Annotated in this window: 15 protein-coding genes; 10 read left to right on the top strand and 5 right to left on the bottom strand. The window is 64.2% G+C overall.

Translation table 11 applies throughout. The features are described 5' to 3' along the window. Positions 1-28: 28 nt before the first annotated feature. Entirely contained in the window at positions 29-433 is a 405-nt protein-coding gene (locus AB4118_RS22225; RefSeq protein WP_441491797.1) for a DUF350 domain-containing protein, read from the top strand. Positions 434-530: 97 nt separating this feature from the next. On the opposite strand, the gene AB4118_RS22220 is transcribed toward AB4118_RS22225, so the two are convergent. Further along, positions 531-1,844: a M23 family metallopeptidase gene (locus AB4118_RS22220; RefSeq protein ID WP_441491796.1), complete on the bottom strand. Its 1,314-nt coding sequence runs from the start codon at positions 1,842-1,844 to the stop codon at positions 531-533. 100 nt (positions 1,845-1,944) lie between these two features. Next, entirely contained in the window at positions 1,945-2,409 is a 465-nt protein-coding gene (locus tag AB4118_RS22215) for a peroxiredoxin (RefSeq protein WP_441491795.1), read from the bottom strand. Between the two features lie 237 nt (positions 2,410-2,646). Between AB4118_RS22215 and AB4118_RS22210 the strand changes: the two genes are divergently transcribed. Next, positions 2,647-6,114 (top strand): hypothetical protein, encoded by a 3,468-nt coding sequence (locus AB4118_RS22210; RefSeq protein WP_441491794.1) that lies wholly within the window; start codon positions 2,647-2,649, stop codon positions 6,112-6,114. 42 nt (positions 6,115-6,156) lie between these two features. On the opposite strand, the gene tyrS is transcribed toward AB4118_RS22210, so the two are convergent. After that, positions 6,157-7,401, bottom strand: coding sequence for a tyrosine--tRNA ligase (gene tyrS, locus AB4118_RS22205; RefSeq protein WP_441491793.1), 1,245 nt, complete (start codon positions 7,399-7,401; stop codon positions 6,157-6,159). A 135-nt stretch (positions 7,402-7,536) separates the two neighbouring features. Further along, on the bottom strand, positions 7,537-8,208 hold the full coding sequence (locus AB4118_RS22200; RefSeq protein ID WP_113515436.1) for an alpha/beta hydrolase: 672 nt from the start codon (positions 8,206-8,208) through the stop codon (positions 7,537-7,539). A 294-nt stretch (positions 8,209-8,502) separates the two neighbouring features. Between AB4118_RS22200 and AB4118_RS22195 the strand changes: the two genes are divergently transcribed. From AB4118_RS22195 to AB4118_RS22160, 8 genes are all read left to right on the top strand, one after another. Further along, positions 8,503-9,708, top strand: coding sequence for a cysteine desulfurase family protein (locus AB4118_RS22195; RefSeq protein ID WP_441491792.1), 1,206 nt, complete (start codon positions 8,503-8,505; stop codon positions 9,706-9,708). A gap of 61 nt (positions 9,709-9,769) precedes the next feature. After that, positions 9,770-11,242, top strand: coding sequence for a Fe-S cluster assembly protein SufB (sufB, locus tag AB4118_RS22190; protein ID WP_441491791.1), 1,473 nt, complete (start codon positions 9,770-9,772; stop codon positions 11,240-11,242). 115 nt (positions 11,243-11,357) lie between these two features. After that, a complete protein-coding gene (gene sufC / locus AB4118_RS22185) occupies positions 11,358-12,110 on the top strand; it encodes a Fe-S cluster assembly ATPase SufC (protein ID WP_441491790.1) in 753 nt (250 codons plus the stop codon). After that, positions 12,110-13,456 (top strand): Fe-S cluster assembly protein SufD, encoded by a 1,347-nt coding sequence (sufD, locus tag AB4118_RS22180; protein ID WP_441491789.1) that lies wholly within the window; start codon positions 12,110-12,112, stop codon positions 13,454-13,456. The genes sufC and sufD overlap by 1 nt, the downstream gene beginning before the upstream one ends. Further along, positions 13,456-13,662: a tautomerase family protein gene (locus tag AB4118_RS22175; protein ID WP_069880753.1), complete on the top strand. Its 207-nt coding sequence runs from the start codon at positions 13,456-13,458 to the stop codon at positions 13,660-13,662. Before sufD ends, AB4118_RS22175 begins: the two co-directional genes overlap by 1 nt. Before the next feature lie 2 nt (positions 13,663-13,664). After that, positions 13,665-14,903, top strand: coding sequence for a cysteine desulfurase (locus AB4118_RS22170; RefSeq protein WP_441491788.1), 1,239 nt, complete (start codon positions 13,665-13,667; stop codon positions 14,901-14,903). 14 nt (positions 14,904-14,917) lie between these two features. Continuing rightward, positions 14,918-15,301 carry an SUF system Fe-S cluster assembly protein gene (locus AB4118_RS22165; protein WP_441491787.1) on the top strand — a complete coding sequence of 128 codons (384 nt, stop codon included), beginning with the start codon at positions 14,918-14,920 and terminating at the stop codon, positions 15,299-15,301. Positions 15,302-15,320: 19 nt separating this feature from the next. Beyond that, a complete protein-coding gene (locus AB4118_RS22160; protein ID WP_441491786.1) occupies positions 15,321-16,232 on the top strand; it encodes a protein-L-isoaspartate O-methyltransferase family protein in 912 nt (303 codons plus the stop codon). Positions 16,233-16,243: 11 nt separating this feature from the next. On the opposite strand, the gene AB4118_RS22155 is transcribed toward AB4118_RS22160, so the two are convergent. Continuing rightward, positions 16,244-16,546, bottom strand: coding sequence for an ArsR/SmtB family transcription factor (locus AB4118_RS22155; RefSeq protein ID WP_441491785.1), 303 nt, complete (start codon positions 16,544-16,546; stop codon positions 16,244-16,246). Positions 16,547-16,605 lie beyond the last annotated feature (59 nt).

Below are 16,605 nucleotides of genomic sequence, written 5' to 3'. Positions count from 1 at the left end.
CGCGCACAGAATCACTTAGGGGATGACGATGCTCGGCCAAGCTTTGGCGCGACTGCCGGATTTTGCACTTTTCTTTTCAGCGTCGCTCGGGCTCGTCGCCGTTTATCTGCTGATCTACACCCTGGCGACCTCGCATAATGAATTCGGCCTGATCCGCCGCAACAACGTCGCTGCGGCACTCTCGCTGGGGCTGAGTCTCACGGGTTTTGCTCTGCCGCTGTCGAGCGCCGTGGTCCATGCAACGACGATCATCGACCTCGTGGTCTGGGGCATTGTCGCCCTCGTGGTGCAATTGCTGGTCTATTTCCTGGTCAGGCTCGTGCTGCCCAACCTGTCAGCGCGGATCGCTGCCGGTGAGCTGGCCGCCGCACTGTTCCTGGGTGCCGCCTCGCTTGCGGCCGGCGTCATCAACGCGGCGACGATGACTTTCTAGCATATCAGACCGGATTTTATATCCAGTCCGATGGGCTAGCCTTCCTTGATTGCATCGGCTCACCCGAAAACTGCAATCCACTTTTCGGGCCGATGCTTTAGAGCTGGTTGGCGAGCTTGCTCCCGGCGCGGACAAAGCGCGTCGGGTCGATGGGCTCGCCCTCGATCCGGGTTTCGTAATGCAGATGTGGGCCGGTCGAGCGCCCGGTCGTGCCGACCTTGCCGACCACGGTCCCGCTCGTCACCATTTGTCCGGCCGAAACGCTGATGGCAGACATGTGAGCATAGCGCGTGGTGATGCCGCCCGCATGCTCGATCTCGACCATGTTTCCGTAGCCGCCGGTATATTCAGCTGAGACAACCTTGCCGGGCGCGGTGGCGCGGATCGGCGTGCCGGTTTCGGCGCGGAAGTCGATGCCGGTATGCATCGCCGGGCTGCGGGTGAACGGGTCGACGCGATAGCCATAGTTCGAGGTCATGTCGACTTCGCCCTGCATCGGCTTGCGAAGGGGCAATTGCTCGACAAGACCGCGCAGCCGGTAGACCGCCGATATGCGCGGTTGCAGGGCGCTCAATGTGGCCTCGAAGGGACCGGCGGACGCATCGACCTTGAAGGGGACGAAGGGGCCGCCGACACCCTTGGCGATCGTCGTCGTGGCGGCAAGCTTGTCGGTGTCGAGCCCGGTCTCCGCCAGCGCCCCGCGCAGTGTTTTCTGAGATTCGGCGAGCGACTGTTCCATATGGCGTAGCGCGGCGAGTTGCGCCGTTGCGGTCTCCGACAGCGACTGGTCAAGCCTGGTGAGCGATTCTGCGACGCGTTGCGCGGGTGCTTGCGGAGCTTCCTCCGCCTCGCCCGATTGCCAGGGGACGCTCTTGTGCTCTTCCGAGCTGCGGAGCCCGGGAGCGTCGGGAGCGGGCATCGGCTTGCTTGAGGTGATCGGCGCGAAGCTTGAGACGCTGGAGGCGCGGATCGGTTCCTCCGCCTTGATCAGGCGTGAACGCAGTGGAACCTTTGCAGGCGATGCAATGCCGCCGGCCTGCAGAGTTTCGGTGACGGCAGCGACCAGGGCCTGCTTGCTCTCCAGCTCGGCCTGACGCGTGGCCAGTTCGTCGACACGAGCCTCGACGCCATCCTGATCGAGCAGGGCGCGGCTGGCGAGCCGGTCGATATCGGCGCGCAACGCCGCGATCCTGTCTTCATAGGCATATTGCCGGGTGGTTTCGCGGGCGATCAGCCGCGCCGCGATATCGTCCTTGCTGAGGATGTACCAGCCGGTCACACCGCCCCAGGCGGTCGTAAGGGCCAGAAGCGAGAGCCCCGCGAAGGCTGTCGAACGGCGGATCGTGTAGCTCTTGTGTGAGGCCAGTCCCGTGACGGGAAGGGCCGGGCCAGGCGAGGCGGGATGAGTCATACGCAAAACCGGATGTAACGCTGCCGATGATGCGAGTAGACCTTGTTAGGGTTAATCCTTTGCAAATCGCCAGCGCCGGCTCAGCATTCTGCGGCGAGTGTCACATCTCCCGAACGGCCGCCAGCACCTCTTCGGCATGGCCGGCGACCTTCACCTTGGGCCAGATCCGCACGATGCGGCCGTCCTGATCGATCAGAAAGGTGGTTCGCTCCACCCCCATATACTTGCGGCCATACATGCTCTTCTCGACCCAGATGCCGTAGTTCTCGAGCACCGCGCGGGCTTCATCTGCGACAAGCGGGAAGGTGAGGGCATATTTCTGCTTGAAGCGATCGTGACGCTTGATCGGATCGGGAGAGATCCCGACGATTTCGGCCCCAGCTGCGGCAAACTCCGCATGCAAGCCATTGAAGGCAATGGCTTCCTTTGTGCAGCTCTCGGTATCGTCCTTTGGATAGGCATAGAGTACGATCTTGCGTCCCCTAAGGTCGGCGAGCGAGATCGTGCCTGCGCCATCCCTTGGCAATGTGAATTCGGGTGCGAGATCGCCCACCTGCAAGCCCATGAATTGCCTTCCTTTCGTCGCGATCGCGCTGCAAGGAGCGCACGGAATCGATGGGCAGGGTGTGCCGCCCGTTCATGCGCCAGCCAGCCTGGATGGAGCAGAAGCCGAATCGGTTAGTCTGGCCGCAACATCCGTGTAACCCGCATACGGCCATTCAGAGCCGGCGAAGACTCATAGAATCTGGTGAAGCCGGACCGAAGTCGCATTTCGGCCCCTTTCAGAACGCGAAAGTCCTTGGTGAACGAAGGTAACGACAAGGTCGGTCAGGAGCCGCCGCGGGTTGTGGCACCCGAAAGCACGACCTGCGACGAGGTTGCTGCGGTCGCGCGGCGCGCGAAGGCTGGGCTTGTCACGATCGTGGTGGCGGTGGCTGTCGCTGTGGTGACGCTGGCGGGCGCGGCTGGCGCTCTGCTGGTCACCGGGATGATTCCGCTCTCGGGCCTGGAGGGCCGCATCGCGGCCGCGATTGCAGAACGGCTCGGTCCTGACTGGCAGGTCGAGGCTGGCAGCGCAGAGCTCAGCCGGATCGACGGGCGTGCCCAGCTCCGGGTCAGGCAGGTTTCGTTCCGTCACCGTAGCGGTGCGGCCTTCCGTGCTCCGGAGGCCGTGCTCGGTTATGTGCCGCTGGCGCTGCTGCGCGGCGAAATCCGGCTGGTGTCGGTCGACCTGCGTGGCGTCAACATGCGCCTCGGCGTCAATCATGACGGCGCATTGATCGTGAATGCGGATGCGGCCCCTCCGGAACCGGTGGTGCAGCCGCCCGCCATTCCAGATGCCAGCCATTGGAACGTCTTTACCAACATCATGGAAGCCGTCGCGACGGTTGCGGCCGGAGACGGTCTTCTCGGCGCGCTCGAAACGGCAGGCATGCGCGGAGCGAGGCTGGCGCTGGTCGATCCCGATGGTCGACAGAGGACCAGTCTCGAGGATGTCGACATCAGATTGTCGCGTGTCGGCAACGGAGTCAGCCGCCTCACGATGAAGGGCCGGACCGGCTCGCGCTGGAAGGAACTCGCTATCGACCTGTCGGCCGATCCGGATGGAACGCGGCGGGCGGAGATCGATGTCGTTCGCTTCGAGCCCGCCGAGGCTGTTGCTCTCGCCGTGGGCACGTCCAGTGTCGCGATCAACGGGCTGCCGATGAAGGGCAAGATCTCCTTGGCTCAGCGCCCGGGCGGCGAAAGCAAGATGTCGGCGCGCTTCGACATCCTTCCTGGCACGATCACGTTTCGCGACAGCCCGGTCGCACCGATCTCGGTCGATACTGCCCATGTCGAGTTGGAGAGCGGAACGGGGCTGGCTGATCTCCGTGTGACCTCGGCGGAGTTCAAGGCTGGTCCGACGGTTCTGCGTGGTTCCGGCAGCTTGCGGGGAGAGAATGGTGTCTGGCGCGTGGGGCTGGATGCCAAGGGACAGATAGCCGGGGTCGGTTCGGATCCGGCGGTCGCCATCGACAGCATTCAGAGCGGCATCGTCCTCGACAGCTCGGCCGGGGAGGTCCGTATCGAGAGTTTCTCACTGCGCGGCCCGCTGATCGCGGTCGACATGACCGGGCTTGTGCAGAAGCGGGGCGAATCGCCCTATCAGCAGTTCTGGATCCGGGCGACGGATTCTGACGCGCGGGCCGCCCTTGCAATCTGGCCGGAGTGGACTGCGCCCCATCTGCACGCTTCGCTGAGCCGGGAGGTGGCCGCAGGCCGTCTCACTGCGGTGGATGTCAAGGTCGACCTGCCGGCAGAAGATCACGCCCGAATGCTGCAAGGTGCAGGCATGCCCGACAAGGCGCTGCTCGTAACGGTGGACGCGACGAATGTACGCTATCTGCCGGGGCCCGGTTTGCCGCCGCTGATCGACGGCACGGTCAGCGGCACCGCGACCGGCCGGACGGTCCAGCTTACCATCCCGAAGGCGACAGCCGATCTGCGTGATGGCCGAAAGCTCGCGTTGAGCGAAGGCAGCTTTGGCATTCTCGATACCTGGGCGCCGCGTCCCCAGGCCAAGATCGGCTTCCGCTCCGTCGGGCCGGCTGACGCGGTTGCGGCACTCTTCACCTTTCCCGCGCTCAAGGAGTTCAATCCCGGAGCAGGCGATCCGGCCTCGATCCGGGGCAGCAGTGACCTGAAGACCGTCATCACCTTGCCGATGGCCGACGATATCCAGCCTTCCGATGTCGTGGTCCAGACCTCCGGCACGCTCTCCAACATTGCCTCGGATACATTGCTCGCCACCGAGAAGCTCGAAGCGGCCAATTTCACGGTCGGGTTCGATCGAACTGGCCTTTCGATCCGGGGCGAAGGCCGCGTCGGCGGCGAACGCGCGCAGATGGAGATCCGCCAGAACACGAAGGGACAGGGCGAGGCGACGCTCGCCTTCACGCTCGACAACGCTGCCCGCCAGAAGCGCGGCTTCGGGCCGGAGCTCGGCGTCAACGGCCCCGTGCAGGTCAAGGTATCGAAACAGCTTGGCAAGGGCGCGGAAATCGCGCCGCGTGTCGAACTCGATCTGACCAAGGCGGCGATCGACGGAGTAATCCCCGGATTCGCCAAGCCCGCCGGGCGCGCGGGGCGGGCGACCTTCAATTACTTGGTCGATGCCGATGGTCCCGATCTCGATGATTTCACGCTCGATGCGTCGCCGGTCCTGATCCGTGGCAAGATCGAGCTCAACAAGCAGAGTGGGTTCGAGGGGGCCAGCCTCTCGCAGTTTCGGATATCCCCAGGCGACAATCTCAAGGTCGAGGCCAAGCGTGACGGAACGGTAACGAAGCTGGTGATCCGCGGGCAGGTTGCCGATGTACGGCCCTTCATTCGTGACCTGCAGGTCGGCGCGGCTCCGACGGCGCGAGGCGACAAGAACGCCGCGCGCGGCAACGATGTCGACGTCGATCTCGACGTGCCGATCCTGACCGGATTCAACAACGAGGCGATCGGCAACGGAGTGCTGAAGTTCTCGAAGCGAAATGGTGACCTGCGCTCCCTGAGTTTCGACGGTCGTATCGGCCGGGCAAGCGTTTCCGCAAGGCAGGCCCGTCAAGGTGAGGGCGCCGGCACACTTGTCCTGCAGTCGGAGAATGGCGGCTCGGTGCTGCGCTTCTTTGACTTCTACCGTCGGGCTCACGGCGGCGATCTGGTGCTGACGCTGGGCCCGGGCGACACGCGCCAAAGCGGAGAGCTGCTCTTCCGCAACTTCGTCGTGCGCGACGAACCGGCGTTGCGGCGGGTCCTCGGAGAGCAGGCAGTGACGGCCCTGTCCGGCGATCGCGTTGGCGGAGCGGGAGGACGCATCGACGCCAGCGAGGTCGCCTTCACCAAGCTGAGGGCAGAATTCACCCGTTCTGCCAGCCGCCTGGATGTCTCGGACATGGTGATCTGGGGTCAGCAGATCGGGTTCACGCTTCAGGGGAATGTCGATTACGGCCGCGACAAGGTCGATATAGGCGGCACCTTCGTGCCGAGCTATGCCTTCAACAACGCCTTCGCGCAGGTGCCGGTCGTCGGAATGATCCTCGGCGGAGGTCAGTATGGCGGCTTGTTCGCCCTGAATTTCCGGATATCGGGATCTGCCAGCGCGCCGACCATGTCGATCAATCCGCTCTCCGCGATTGCGCCCGGCATCCTGCGTCGTTTCGTCGATCCGCTCGGGGGCGCCCCTCTGGAGCGCCCCGCCAGGCTACCGGTCCCTGCGCCGAGCCAGGCCCAGCGCTGAGCCTGGCTCGGCGCCGCGACTTGGTGTCGCGACTTGGGGCGTCTATTCCGGCCGCAGCAGGACGTGCTTCTTGCGGCCGAAGGAGAGCTTGATCACGCCCTCCGGCGAGAGATGGCCTGCCCCGAGCGCCGCGCGCTCATCGGTGACGACCTCGTCATTGACGCGAAGACCACCGGACTTGACCTGCCGGCGGGCTTCGCCGGTCGAGGGCACCAGGCCGGCGGTGACGAAGGCGGTCAGGACGCCGAGACCTGCGTCGAGAGCGGTCCGCGAGACTCCGACACTCGGCAGGTCCTCTGCGAGCGTGCCCTCCTCAAAGGTCCGGCGCGCCGTCTCGAAGGCCGCTTCCGCAGCCTCGCGGCCATGCAGCAATGCGGTGGCCTCCGTCGCGAGTACCTTCTTGGCGTCGTTGATCTCGGAACCGCCGAGGGCTGCCAGACGGGCGATCTCGTCCATCGGGAGCTTGGTGTAGAGCTTCAGGAAGCGCTCGACATCGGCGTCCTCGGTATTGCGCCAGAACTGCCAGAACTCATAGGGGCTCATCAGATCGGCATTGAGCCAGACGGCGCCATTGGCGGTCTTGCCCATCTTGCCGCCCGAGGCCGTCGTCAGCAGCGGCGACGTCAGCGCATAGAGCTGCACATTCGCCATGCGGTGGCCGAGGTCGATGCCATTGATGATATTGCCCCACTGGTCGGAGCCGCCCATCTGCAGCACACAGCCCGTGCGCTTGTTCAGCTCCACGAAGTCGTAGGCCTGCAGGATCATGTAGTTGAATTCGAGGAAGGACAGCGACTGCTCGCGGTCGAGCCGCATCTTCACGCTGTCGAAGGACAGCATGCGGTTGACCGAGAAGTGACGGCCGACATCGCGCAGGAACTCGAGATAGTTGAGCCCGAGCAGCCAGTCGGCATTGTTCAGCATGCTCGCCGCACCGTCGAAGTCGAGATAGCGGGCAAAAACCTTGCGGATACCCGTCAGGTTGCGCTCGATGTCTTCGACCGTCAGCAGCTTGCGCGCCTCGTCCTTGAAGGACGGGTCACCCACCATCGAGGTGCCGCCGCCCATCAGCGCGATTGGCTTGTGGCCGGTCTCCTGCATCCAGTGCAGCATCATGATCTGAATCAGCGAGCCCGCATGAAGAGACGTCGCGGTCGCGTCGAAGCCGATATAGGCGCTGATCGGCCCCTTCAGCGCAGCCGCATCAAGCCCTTCCGGATCGGAGATCTGATGAACATAGCCGCGCTCGGAGAGAACGCGCAGAAGATCGGATTTGAAAGTCGTCATGGCGAAAGCTCGTTTGCATAATGCGACCTCATCTCCGAGGAGCAACCGCGGATTGCGTCCCGAAGGATGTCTCCAGCATGCGCTGGAGCGCCCTTCGGGATGCCGCTTCGCGACTCCCTGGGATGAGGGCTGAATTCAGACCTGTTCCTGTTCGGCCTTGCTGATCTCGGGGCCGACCTTGCGGTCGAGATAGAGGCTGACCGCCTCCATCAGCTGGTCGACGCGACCATCGAAGAAGTGGTTGGCGCCCTCGACCACGGCGTGTTCGATCTGGATGCCCTTCTGGGTCTTCACCTTCTCGATCACGGCCATGACCTCCTTGACCGGCGCCACGCGGTCTTCCGAACCGTGCACGAACAATCCGGAGGAAGGGCAGGGTGCCAGGAAGGAGAAATCATAGCGGTTCGCCATCGCGGCGATCGACATGAAGCCCTCGATCTCCGGGCGGCGCATCAGCAGCTGCATGCCGATCCAGGCGCCGAAGGAGACGCCGGTGATCCAGCAGCTCTTGGCCTCGGGGTTCAGCGCCTGCATCCAGTCCAGCGCAGCGGCGGCGTCCGACAGTTCACCGGCGCCATGGTCGAAATGGCCCTGGCTGCGGCCGACGCCGCGGAAATTGAAGCGCAGCGCCGAAAAGCCCCGGTTCACGAACGTGTAGAACAGATTGTAGACGATCTGGTTGTTCATCGTGCCGCCGAACTGAGGGTGCGGGTGCAGGATGATGGCGAGCGGGGCGCCCTTCTTCTTTGCGGGCTGGTAGCGACCTTCGATCCGTCCGGCCGGTCCGTTGAAAATCACCTCGGGCATATCACACTCGCCTTTTGTTGGGGCAGAGCCGCGCGCAACCGGCAAATCGGCGGCAAACTGCCGTCCAAAATGTCCCGCTGCCCTTGACGGACCTGCCGCTCGCGCCCTACATCAAGCGCTTAGAATAGTTCTAACAGCCGTGAACAAGACCGGAACAAACGAGCGGTTTGCCGTTTTGGCGAACCTGCGGTCCCGGAACAGGCCGGTTGGATGGGCGGCTATAGCACGGCGCAGGGGTGCAATTTCAAGCATTTCGTGCCGGCCAGGCCGCCGCTGGATCGGAGCTTCGCAAACGTGACCGGGTCAGCCCGCAGCTATCTCGACCACAACGCCACCACGCCGGTTCGCCCGGACGTGGCGGAGGCGATGCTGGCCGCGTTGCGCATGCCCGGCAATCCATCCTCCGTCCACGGTGAGGGCAGGCTGGCGCGGGCTGCTGTCGAGAAGGCACGGGAACAGGTCGCACGCCTTTGCGCTGCCAGCCCGGCCAACGTCGTTTTCACCAGCGGCGGCACGGAGGCCAATGCCACGGTGCTTTCGCCGGGGTTGATGGAATGCAGTGGCGGACGCGATTGCATCCGCGTGCCGGGCTCGCTTCTGCTCTATGGCGCGACCGAGCATGCCTGCGTCCGCGACGGTCATCGCTTCGCAGGTGGTGCAGCGGAAACCATCCCGGTCGATGCCACGGGGCTTGCCGATCTGGCCTGGCTCGAGGCGCGGCTGCAGAGATTGGCCAGCGAGCAACCCGGCGCGCGGGCGCTCGTTTCGCTGCATCTTGCAAATAACGAAACCGGCGTCATTCAGCCGATTGCCGAAGCAGCGGTCATTGCCAGGCGTTACGGCGCGCTGCTGCACTGCGACGCGGTTCAGGTCGCCGGCAAAATTTCTATCGATATCAACGCATTGGGCGCAGATGTTCTGGCTCTGTCTGCGCACAAGATCGGCGGTCCGAAGGGAGTTGGCGCCATCGTCCTCCGCAGTGGTGCCTACGAACTCGCCGACAAGCCGGTTCGCGGTGGTGGGCAGGAACGTGGCTGGCGTGCCGGCACAGAAAACGTTCCCGGCATCGTCGGCTTCGGCGTCGCTGCCGAGATCGCCGGCGAGGCCATCGCGACCGAGGCGGCCAGGCTTTCGGATCTCCGCAACATGCTGGAAGCCGGTATCCTGTCCCTCGCACCGGAGACGGTTCTATTCGGTGGCGCTACCCCGCGTCTGCCGAATACCAGCGCCTTCGCGACGCCGGGGATCAAGGCGGAAACGGCGTTGATCATGCTGGATCTCGCTGGCATAGCGCTCTCGTCCGGCTCGGCCTGCTCCTCGGGCAAGGTCAAGCGCTCGCATGTCCTGGATGCCATGGGCGTCGACCCTGTCATGAGTGCAGGGGCCTTGCGGGCGAGCCTGGGATGGACCACTTCCGAGGCCGATATCGCTCATTTCCTTGCGGCATACGCGAAGGCGCTTGCCGCGAAAACCGGTCGGGAGAGGCAGGCGGCGGCCTGACTGTTCCGGCGACTATCTTGAAAGAACCGGCGGGCCTTGAACCCGCGACTGGAGACTGAATATGGCAGCGGTCCAGGAGACCATTGATCAGGTCAAGTCGATTGACGTGACCGAGTACAAATACGGCTTCGTCACCGAGATCGAAGTCGATAAGCCCGCCAAGGGGCTGACCGAAGACACGGTCCGCTACATCTCGGCGCGCAAGAACGAGCCGGCATGGATGCTGGAATGGCGGCTGGATGCCTTCCGGCGCTGGAAGACGATGACGGAGCCAACCTGGTCGCGCGTCAACTACCCGCCGATCGATTATCAGAACATCTATTACTACGCCGCGCCGAAGATGGGCGCGCAGCCGAAATCGCTCGACGAGGTCGATCCGGCGATCCTTGAGACCTATAAGAAGCTCGGTATTCCGCTCCGTGAGCAGGAGATTCTCGCTGGCGTCGCGCCGGAGAACCGCGTTGCGGTCGATGCCGTCTTCGACTCCGTTTCGGTTGTCACCACCTTCAAGAAGGAGTTGGCCGAGGCCGGCGTGATCTTCTGCTCGATCTCCGAGGCGATCCAGGAGCATCCCGAGCTCGTCAAGAAGTACCTCGCCACCGTCGTTCCGGTGACCGACAACTACTTCGCCACGCTGAACAGCGCGGTCTTCACCGATGGCTCCTTCGTCTACATCCCCAAGGGCGTGCGCTGCCCGATGGAGCTGTCGACCTATTTCCGCATCAACGAGCAGAACACCGGCCAGTTCGAGCGCACGCTGATCATCGCCGAAGAGGGCTCCTATGTGAGCTATCTCGAAGGCTGCACGGCGCCGAAGCGCGACGAGAACCAGCTCCACGCGGCGGTGGTCGAGCTGATCGCGCTCGATGATGCCGAGATCAAGTACTCGACCGTGCAGAACTGGTTCCCCGGCGATGCCGAGGGCAAGGGCGGCATCTACAACTTCGTCACCAAGCGCGGCGATTGCCGTGGCAAGAACTCGAAGATCTCGTGGACGCAGGTCGAGACCGGCTCCGCCATCACCTGGAAATACCCGTCCTGCATCCTGCGCGGCGACGGCTCGCGCGGCGAGTTCTACTCGATCGCCGTGTCGAACGGCATGCAGCAGGTCGATAGCGGCACCAAGATGATCCATCTCGGCCGCAACACGACCTCGAAGATCATCGCCAAGGGCATCGCGGCGGGAAAGTCGGACTCGACCTATCGCGGCATGGTCTCGGCGCATCGCAAGGCGACGGGCGCGCGCAACTTCACCAACTGCGATTCGCTGCTGATCGGCGACCAGTGCGGCGCGCACACGATCCCCTATATCGAGGCCAAGACCGCCACCGCGATCTTCGAGCATGAGGCTACGACCTCGAAGATCGGTGAGGACCAGCTCTTCTATTGCCAGCAGCGCGGCCTCTCCGAGGAGGAGGCGGTGGCGCTGATCGTCAACGGCTTCGTCAAGGAGGTGCTGCAGCAACTCCCGATGGAGTTCGCCGTCGAGGCGCAGAAGCTCATCACTATCTCGCTCGAAGGCTCCGTCGGCTAGCGCGACATCATGGTCTGGCATGTCCAGACCAGCCACGCCCTTCTTGAACAGACACCAGCCGCGGATGCTTGGCACAAGACCGAGCGCGACGCGGCAGAAACCGGAACTCTGACCAATGCTCGAAATCCGCAACCTGACCGTCAAGATCGCCGACGAGGACACCCAGATCCTGAACGGCCTGAACCTCACCGTGAATGACGGCGAAGTCGCTGCCATCATGGGGCCGAACGGCTCCGGCAAGTCGACCCTGTCCTATGTCATCGCCGGCAAGGAGGACTATGAGGTCCTCGACGGCGAGATCCTGCTGAATGGCGAGAACGTGCTGGAGATGGAGGCCGATGCCCGCGCCGCCGCCGGCATCTTCCTGGCCTTCCAGTATCCGCTGGAGATCCCCGGCGTCGCCACCATGACCTTCCTGAAGGCGGCGATGAACGCGCAGCGCAGGGCTCGCGGCGAGGACGAACTGCTGACGCCAGACTTCATCAAGCGCGTCAACGCTGCAGCTGATGGCCTTGGCATCAATCGCGAAATGCTGCGCCGCCCGCTCAATGTCGGCTTCTCCGGCGGTGAGAAGAAGCGCATGGAGATCCTGCAGATGGCGCTGCTCGCGCCCTCCATGTGCATCCTTGACGAGACCGATTCCGGCCTAGACATCGACGCGCTGCGCATCGTTGCCGAAGGCGTCAATGCCTTGCGCGACAAGAGCCGCGGCTTCCTGGTGATCACCCACTACCAGCGCCTGCTCGAGCACATCGTGCCCGACACCGTGCATGTCATGGCCAGGGGCCGCATCGTCCGCACCGGCGGCAAGGAACTGGCCCTGGAGCTCGAGAAGAGCGGTTACGCAGCCTATGGGGAGGCCGCCTGATGGCCATCGTCACCCCGCTGAAGACCGCGGCCGAGCAGGTCCTCGCCCAGCAGTTCGCCAATGTGAAGGCTGAGCTGCCGGGAGCCGGGCCGGTTCGCAAGCTGCGCGAAGATGCCTTCGCCGGCTTCGAGGCCAAGGGCCTGCCGCATCGCCGCCTCGAAGCCTGGCGCTATACGGATCTGCGCATGATGCTGCGCGAGGCGAAGCCTCTCGCCGGCGGCAATGCTGCAACCCAGGCCGTGCGCGACCGTCTTTCCACGCTGAAGCTGGACGGTCTCAGGCTCGTCCTGATCGACGGCGCCTTCAATGCCGAGCTTTCGGGCCTCGCTGCCTTGCCCGAGGGCGTCACGGTTCATGCCCTGGCCGACGCGCTGGTTTCGCCGCGCGAGGATCTGACGCGGATCCTCTCCGGTCCCGCCGTCGCGGAAGGCGATACCGGCCTGATGCTCAACACGGCGTTGATGCGTGACGGTGTCCTGGTCGAGATCGCGGAAGGCACCGAACTCGCGGCGCCGATCGCGATCATCTCGCTCGCCTCCGGCGAAGACGAGCAGGCGATCTTCAGCCGCTCGGTCGTGCTTGCCGGCAAGGGCGTCAAGGGCTCGATCGTCGAGATCAGCGAGAGCGCCGGGGCGAAAGCTGCGCAAATCAACACGGCGATCGTCTTCGAAGCCGGCGACGAAAGCGAGATCCAGCACATCCGGCTCGTGACGCGCCAGCCGGCCGAGACAGTGCAGGTGCTGAGTCTGCTCGCGACTGTTGGCGCCCATGCCAGGTTCGACTCCTTCGCGTTGATCTGCAATGCGGGCACGGTGCGTCAGCAGCATTTCGTGCGTTATGCCGGAGAGCACACTGAGGTCGGGCTACGCGGCGTCAACCTGCTCGGTGGCCAGGAGCATTCCGACGTCACGCTCGTGGTCGACCATGAAGTCCCTCACGGCACCAGCCGCGAGCTGTTCAAGTCGATCATTGGCGGCGAAGGCACCGGCGTCTTCCAGGGCAAGGTCATCGTGCGTCAGCATGCGCAGAAGACCGATGGCAGCATGAAGAGCAATGCGCTGCTCCTGAACGACGGCGCGACCATGTTCAACAAGCCCGAGCTCGAGATCTTCGCCGACGACGTGGTCTGCGGCCATGGCGCCACCGTGGCGCAGATCGATGGCGAGCAGCTGTTCTATCTGATGGCGCGCGGCCTGCCGCGGCCTCAGGCCGAGGCGCTGGTTCTGCAGGCCTTTGCCGGCGAGGCGGTCGAGTTCGTTGCCGACGAGGCGTTGCGCGACCTGATCATGGGCGAAGTCGAAGGTTGGCTCGCCAACCGCGAGCACACAGCCGAGAAGGCAGCCTGATGCCATACGTCAATCTCCAGATCACCAAGGGTGCGACCCGTGAACAGAAGGCCGAGATCGTCAAGGAGTTCACGCAGACCCTTGTCCGCGTGCTCGGCAAGAACCCGGACAACACCCATATCGTGATCCAGGAGATCGAGCGCGAGGACTGGGGCCATGCCGGCGTGCTCGTCGCCGACAGGCCAAGCAATCCTGGAAAGGCCTGACCATGAATGCGCCGGTGAAGCCTTATGACGTTGCGGCGATCCGCCGGGATTTCCCGATCCTGAGCCGGGAGGTCTACGGCAAGCCGCTGGTCTATCTCGACAATGCGGCCTCGGCGCAAAAGCCGAATGTCGTCATCGATGCGATGAGCCGGCTGATGCGCGAGGACTATGCCAATGTCCATCGCGGGCTGCACTACCTCGCCAACGCGTCGACTGAGGCCTATGAGGCGGCGCGCGAAAGCGCGCGCCGCTTCCTCAATGCCGCCCATCTCGAAGAGATCATCTTCACCCGGTCCTCGACCGGCGCGCTGAATCTCGTTGCCTCGTCTCTCGGGCGCCATCTCGGCATCCAGGAGGGCGACGAGATCATTCTCTCGATCCTGGAGCACCATTCCAACATCGTGCCCTGGCACTATTGGCGCGAGCGGCATGGGGCGGTGATCAAATGGGCGCCGATCGACGAGGACGGCAATTTCCTCATCGAGGAATTCGAGAAGCTGATCTCGCCGCGCACCAAGATCGTGGCACTGACCCATATGTCGAATGCGATCGGCACGATCGTTCCGATCGCCGAGGTTGCTGCCATCTGTCAGGCCTATCGGATTCCGCTGGTCGTGGATGGCAGCCAGAGCGCGGTGCATCTGCCGGTCGACGTGCAGACCCTCGGCTGCGATTTCTACTGCTTCACCGGCCACAAGACCTATGGACCGACTGGCTCCGGCGTCCTCTGGGGCAAGCGCGAATGGCTGGAAAAGCTGCCCCCCTATGAGGGCGGCGGCGAGATGATCGTCACCGTCAGCGAGGACGCGATCACCTATAACGACCCTCCGCATCGCTTCGAGGCGGGGACGCCGGCGATCGTCGAGGCCGTGGGGCTTGGTGCCGCGCTCGACTACATGATGGCGCTGGGGCGCGAGAATATCGCCGCCCACGAGGCCAAGCTCACCAGCTATGCCATGCAGCGGCTCGGCGAGATGAACTCGATCCGGATATTCGGCAGGGCTGCGAACAAGGGTGCGATCGTCTCCTTCGAGTTGAAGGGCGCGCATGCGCATGACGTTGCGACCGTGATCGACCGCGCAGGTGTCGCAGTCAGGGCCGGTACCCATTGCGCGATGCCGCTTCTGGCCCGATATGGAGTGACGTCGACCTGCAGGGCTTCTTTCGGCCTCTACAATACGCTGGAAGAAGTCGACCATCTGGTCGAGGCGTTGCGGAAGGCCGAGAGCCTTTTCGCCTGAACGGGATTGTTGTGATGAGTGAGAGCGCCACCGAAGAGCTGAAGCCGAACGCCCCCAGCATGGGCGCGAGCTCGGGCCTGCCGCCGGAGGAGATCGATCGTCTCACCGACGATATCGTTGCAGCGCTGAAGACGGTCTACGATCCGGAGATTCCGGCTGACATCTATGAGCTCGGCCTGATCTACCGGGTCGATATCGCCGATGACCGCCAGGTCGCGATCGACATGACTCTGACCGCGCCAGGGTGCCCGGTTGCCGGCGAGATGCCCGGCTGGGTCGAGAACGCGGTGAGCGCCGTGCCCGGCGTCGCTGCGGTGACGGTGAGCATGACCTTCGATCCGCCCTGGGACCAGTCCCGGATGTCGGACGAGGCCAGAGTAGCGCTCGACATGTGGTGACAAGGGCAGGCGGGCTTCCGTGCCGGGACAGCGCAGGACGAACGAGCGGGAGCTCGCGATCGCGCGGCGCGCATATGCCCGGCAGATGCTCGCCAGCGTCGGCGTCGCCGATAATCCTGCGCTCGAGAGCGCCTTTGCGGCAGTCGCGCGCGAGTGCTTCATCGGCCCGCCGCCATGGCATATGTCGCGCGGCGGCAGCTATGCGATCCTGACATCCAGTGATCCGACCGTCGTCTATCAGGATGTCCTGATCGCCTTGGCGCCGGAGCGCGGCGTCAACAACGGCAGCCCAAGCCTGCATGCCCATTGGCTGAATGCGCTGAGGCCGCGTGCGGGCGAGCGCGTCGTCCATATCGGTGCTGGCACCGGATATTATACGGCAATCCTGGCGCAGCTTGTCGGCCCCGCGGGACAGGTGCTGGCGGTCGAGTACGATCCGGTCTTGGCCGAGCGTGCCGCCGCCAATCTGTCGGACCAGCCCTCGGTCACGGTCGTCAAGGGCGACGGCGCCGAATGGCCGCGCGAGCCGGTCGATTGCATCTACGTCAATTTCGCCGCCGCCCGCCCTGCCGAGGCATGGCTCGATCGCCTCGCGCCCGGTGGCCGGCTGATCTTTCCGCTTGGCGTGCCCGGGCCGGTCGATGCAAGGGGCAGGAGAGGGCGACATTCCTTTCGCGGTGCGGGCTATCTGGTTGAACCTCAGGGCGAGGGCTTCAGCGTCTCCTGGCTCGGAATGGCATCCTTCGTCTGCGCTGAAGGCGCCCTTGCCGGGACGCCGGCCGAGCAGGCGGCCCTGTGGGCGGCCTTTGGCGGCGGAGATGCGGAATTCGTGCGCAGCCTCAGGCGCGGCGACGAAAAATCCTCTGCGCGGCTCTGGCTGCAGGGCAATGGCTGGAGCCTGAGCTACGACACCGCCACGAAGGAGCACTGATCTCCGCCGAGCTAAAGCTCTGCGAGCATCGCTGCCTTGGCAGCGCAGATGCGCTCCTCATTGCGCCGGTAGAAGGTCCATTGCCTGATCCGCCTCGGCGTCACCAGCCGTGCCCGCACGAGAACCTTCATGTGTTCGCTCAGCGTCGGCTGGCTGATACCGAGCTTCTCGGCGATGAAGACCCCGCAAACCCCATCCTCGACCAGATCTCCGTCGACCTGTGGCGGAAAATGCGCGCGCGGATCCTTCAGCCAATCCAGGATCTGGAGGCGGCGCTCATTGGCGAGCGCGCGGAACAGGTCAGCCGGGTTCATTCTGGCACTTTGCCAAATCCCTAATTCATGGCAAGAGGAATCCCTCTGAGCCATCGGAT

The sequence above is a fragment of the Allobosea sp. 2RAB26 genome (assembly GCF_052115465.1).
GTDB lineage: Bacteria > Pseudomonadota > Alphaproteobacteria > Rhizobiales > Beijerinckiaceae > Allobosea.
The sequence above is the reverse complement of the archived record's forward strand: the minus strand, read 5'-3'. Positions and strand labels throughout refer to the sequence as shown.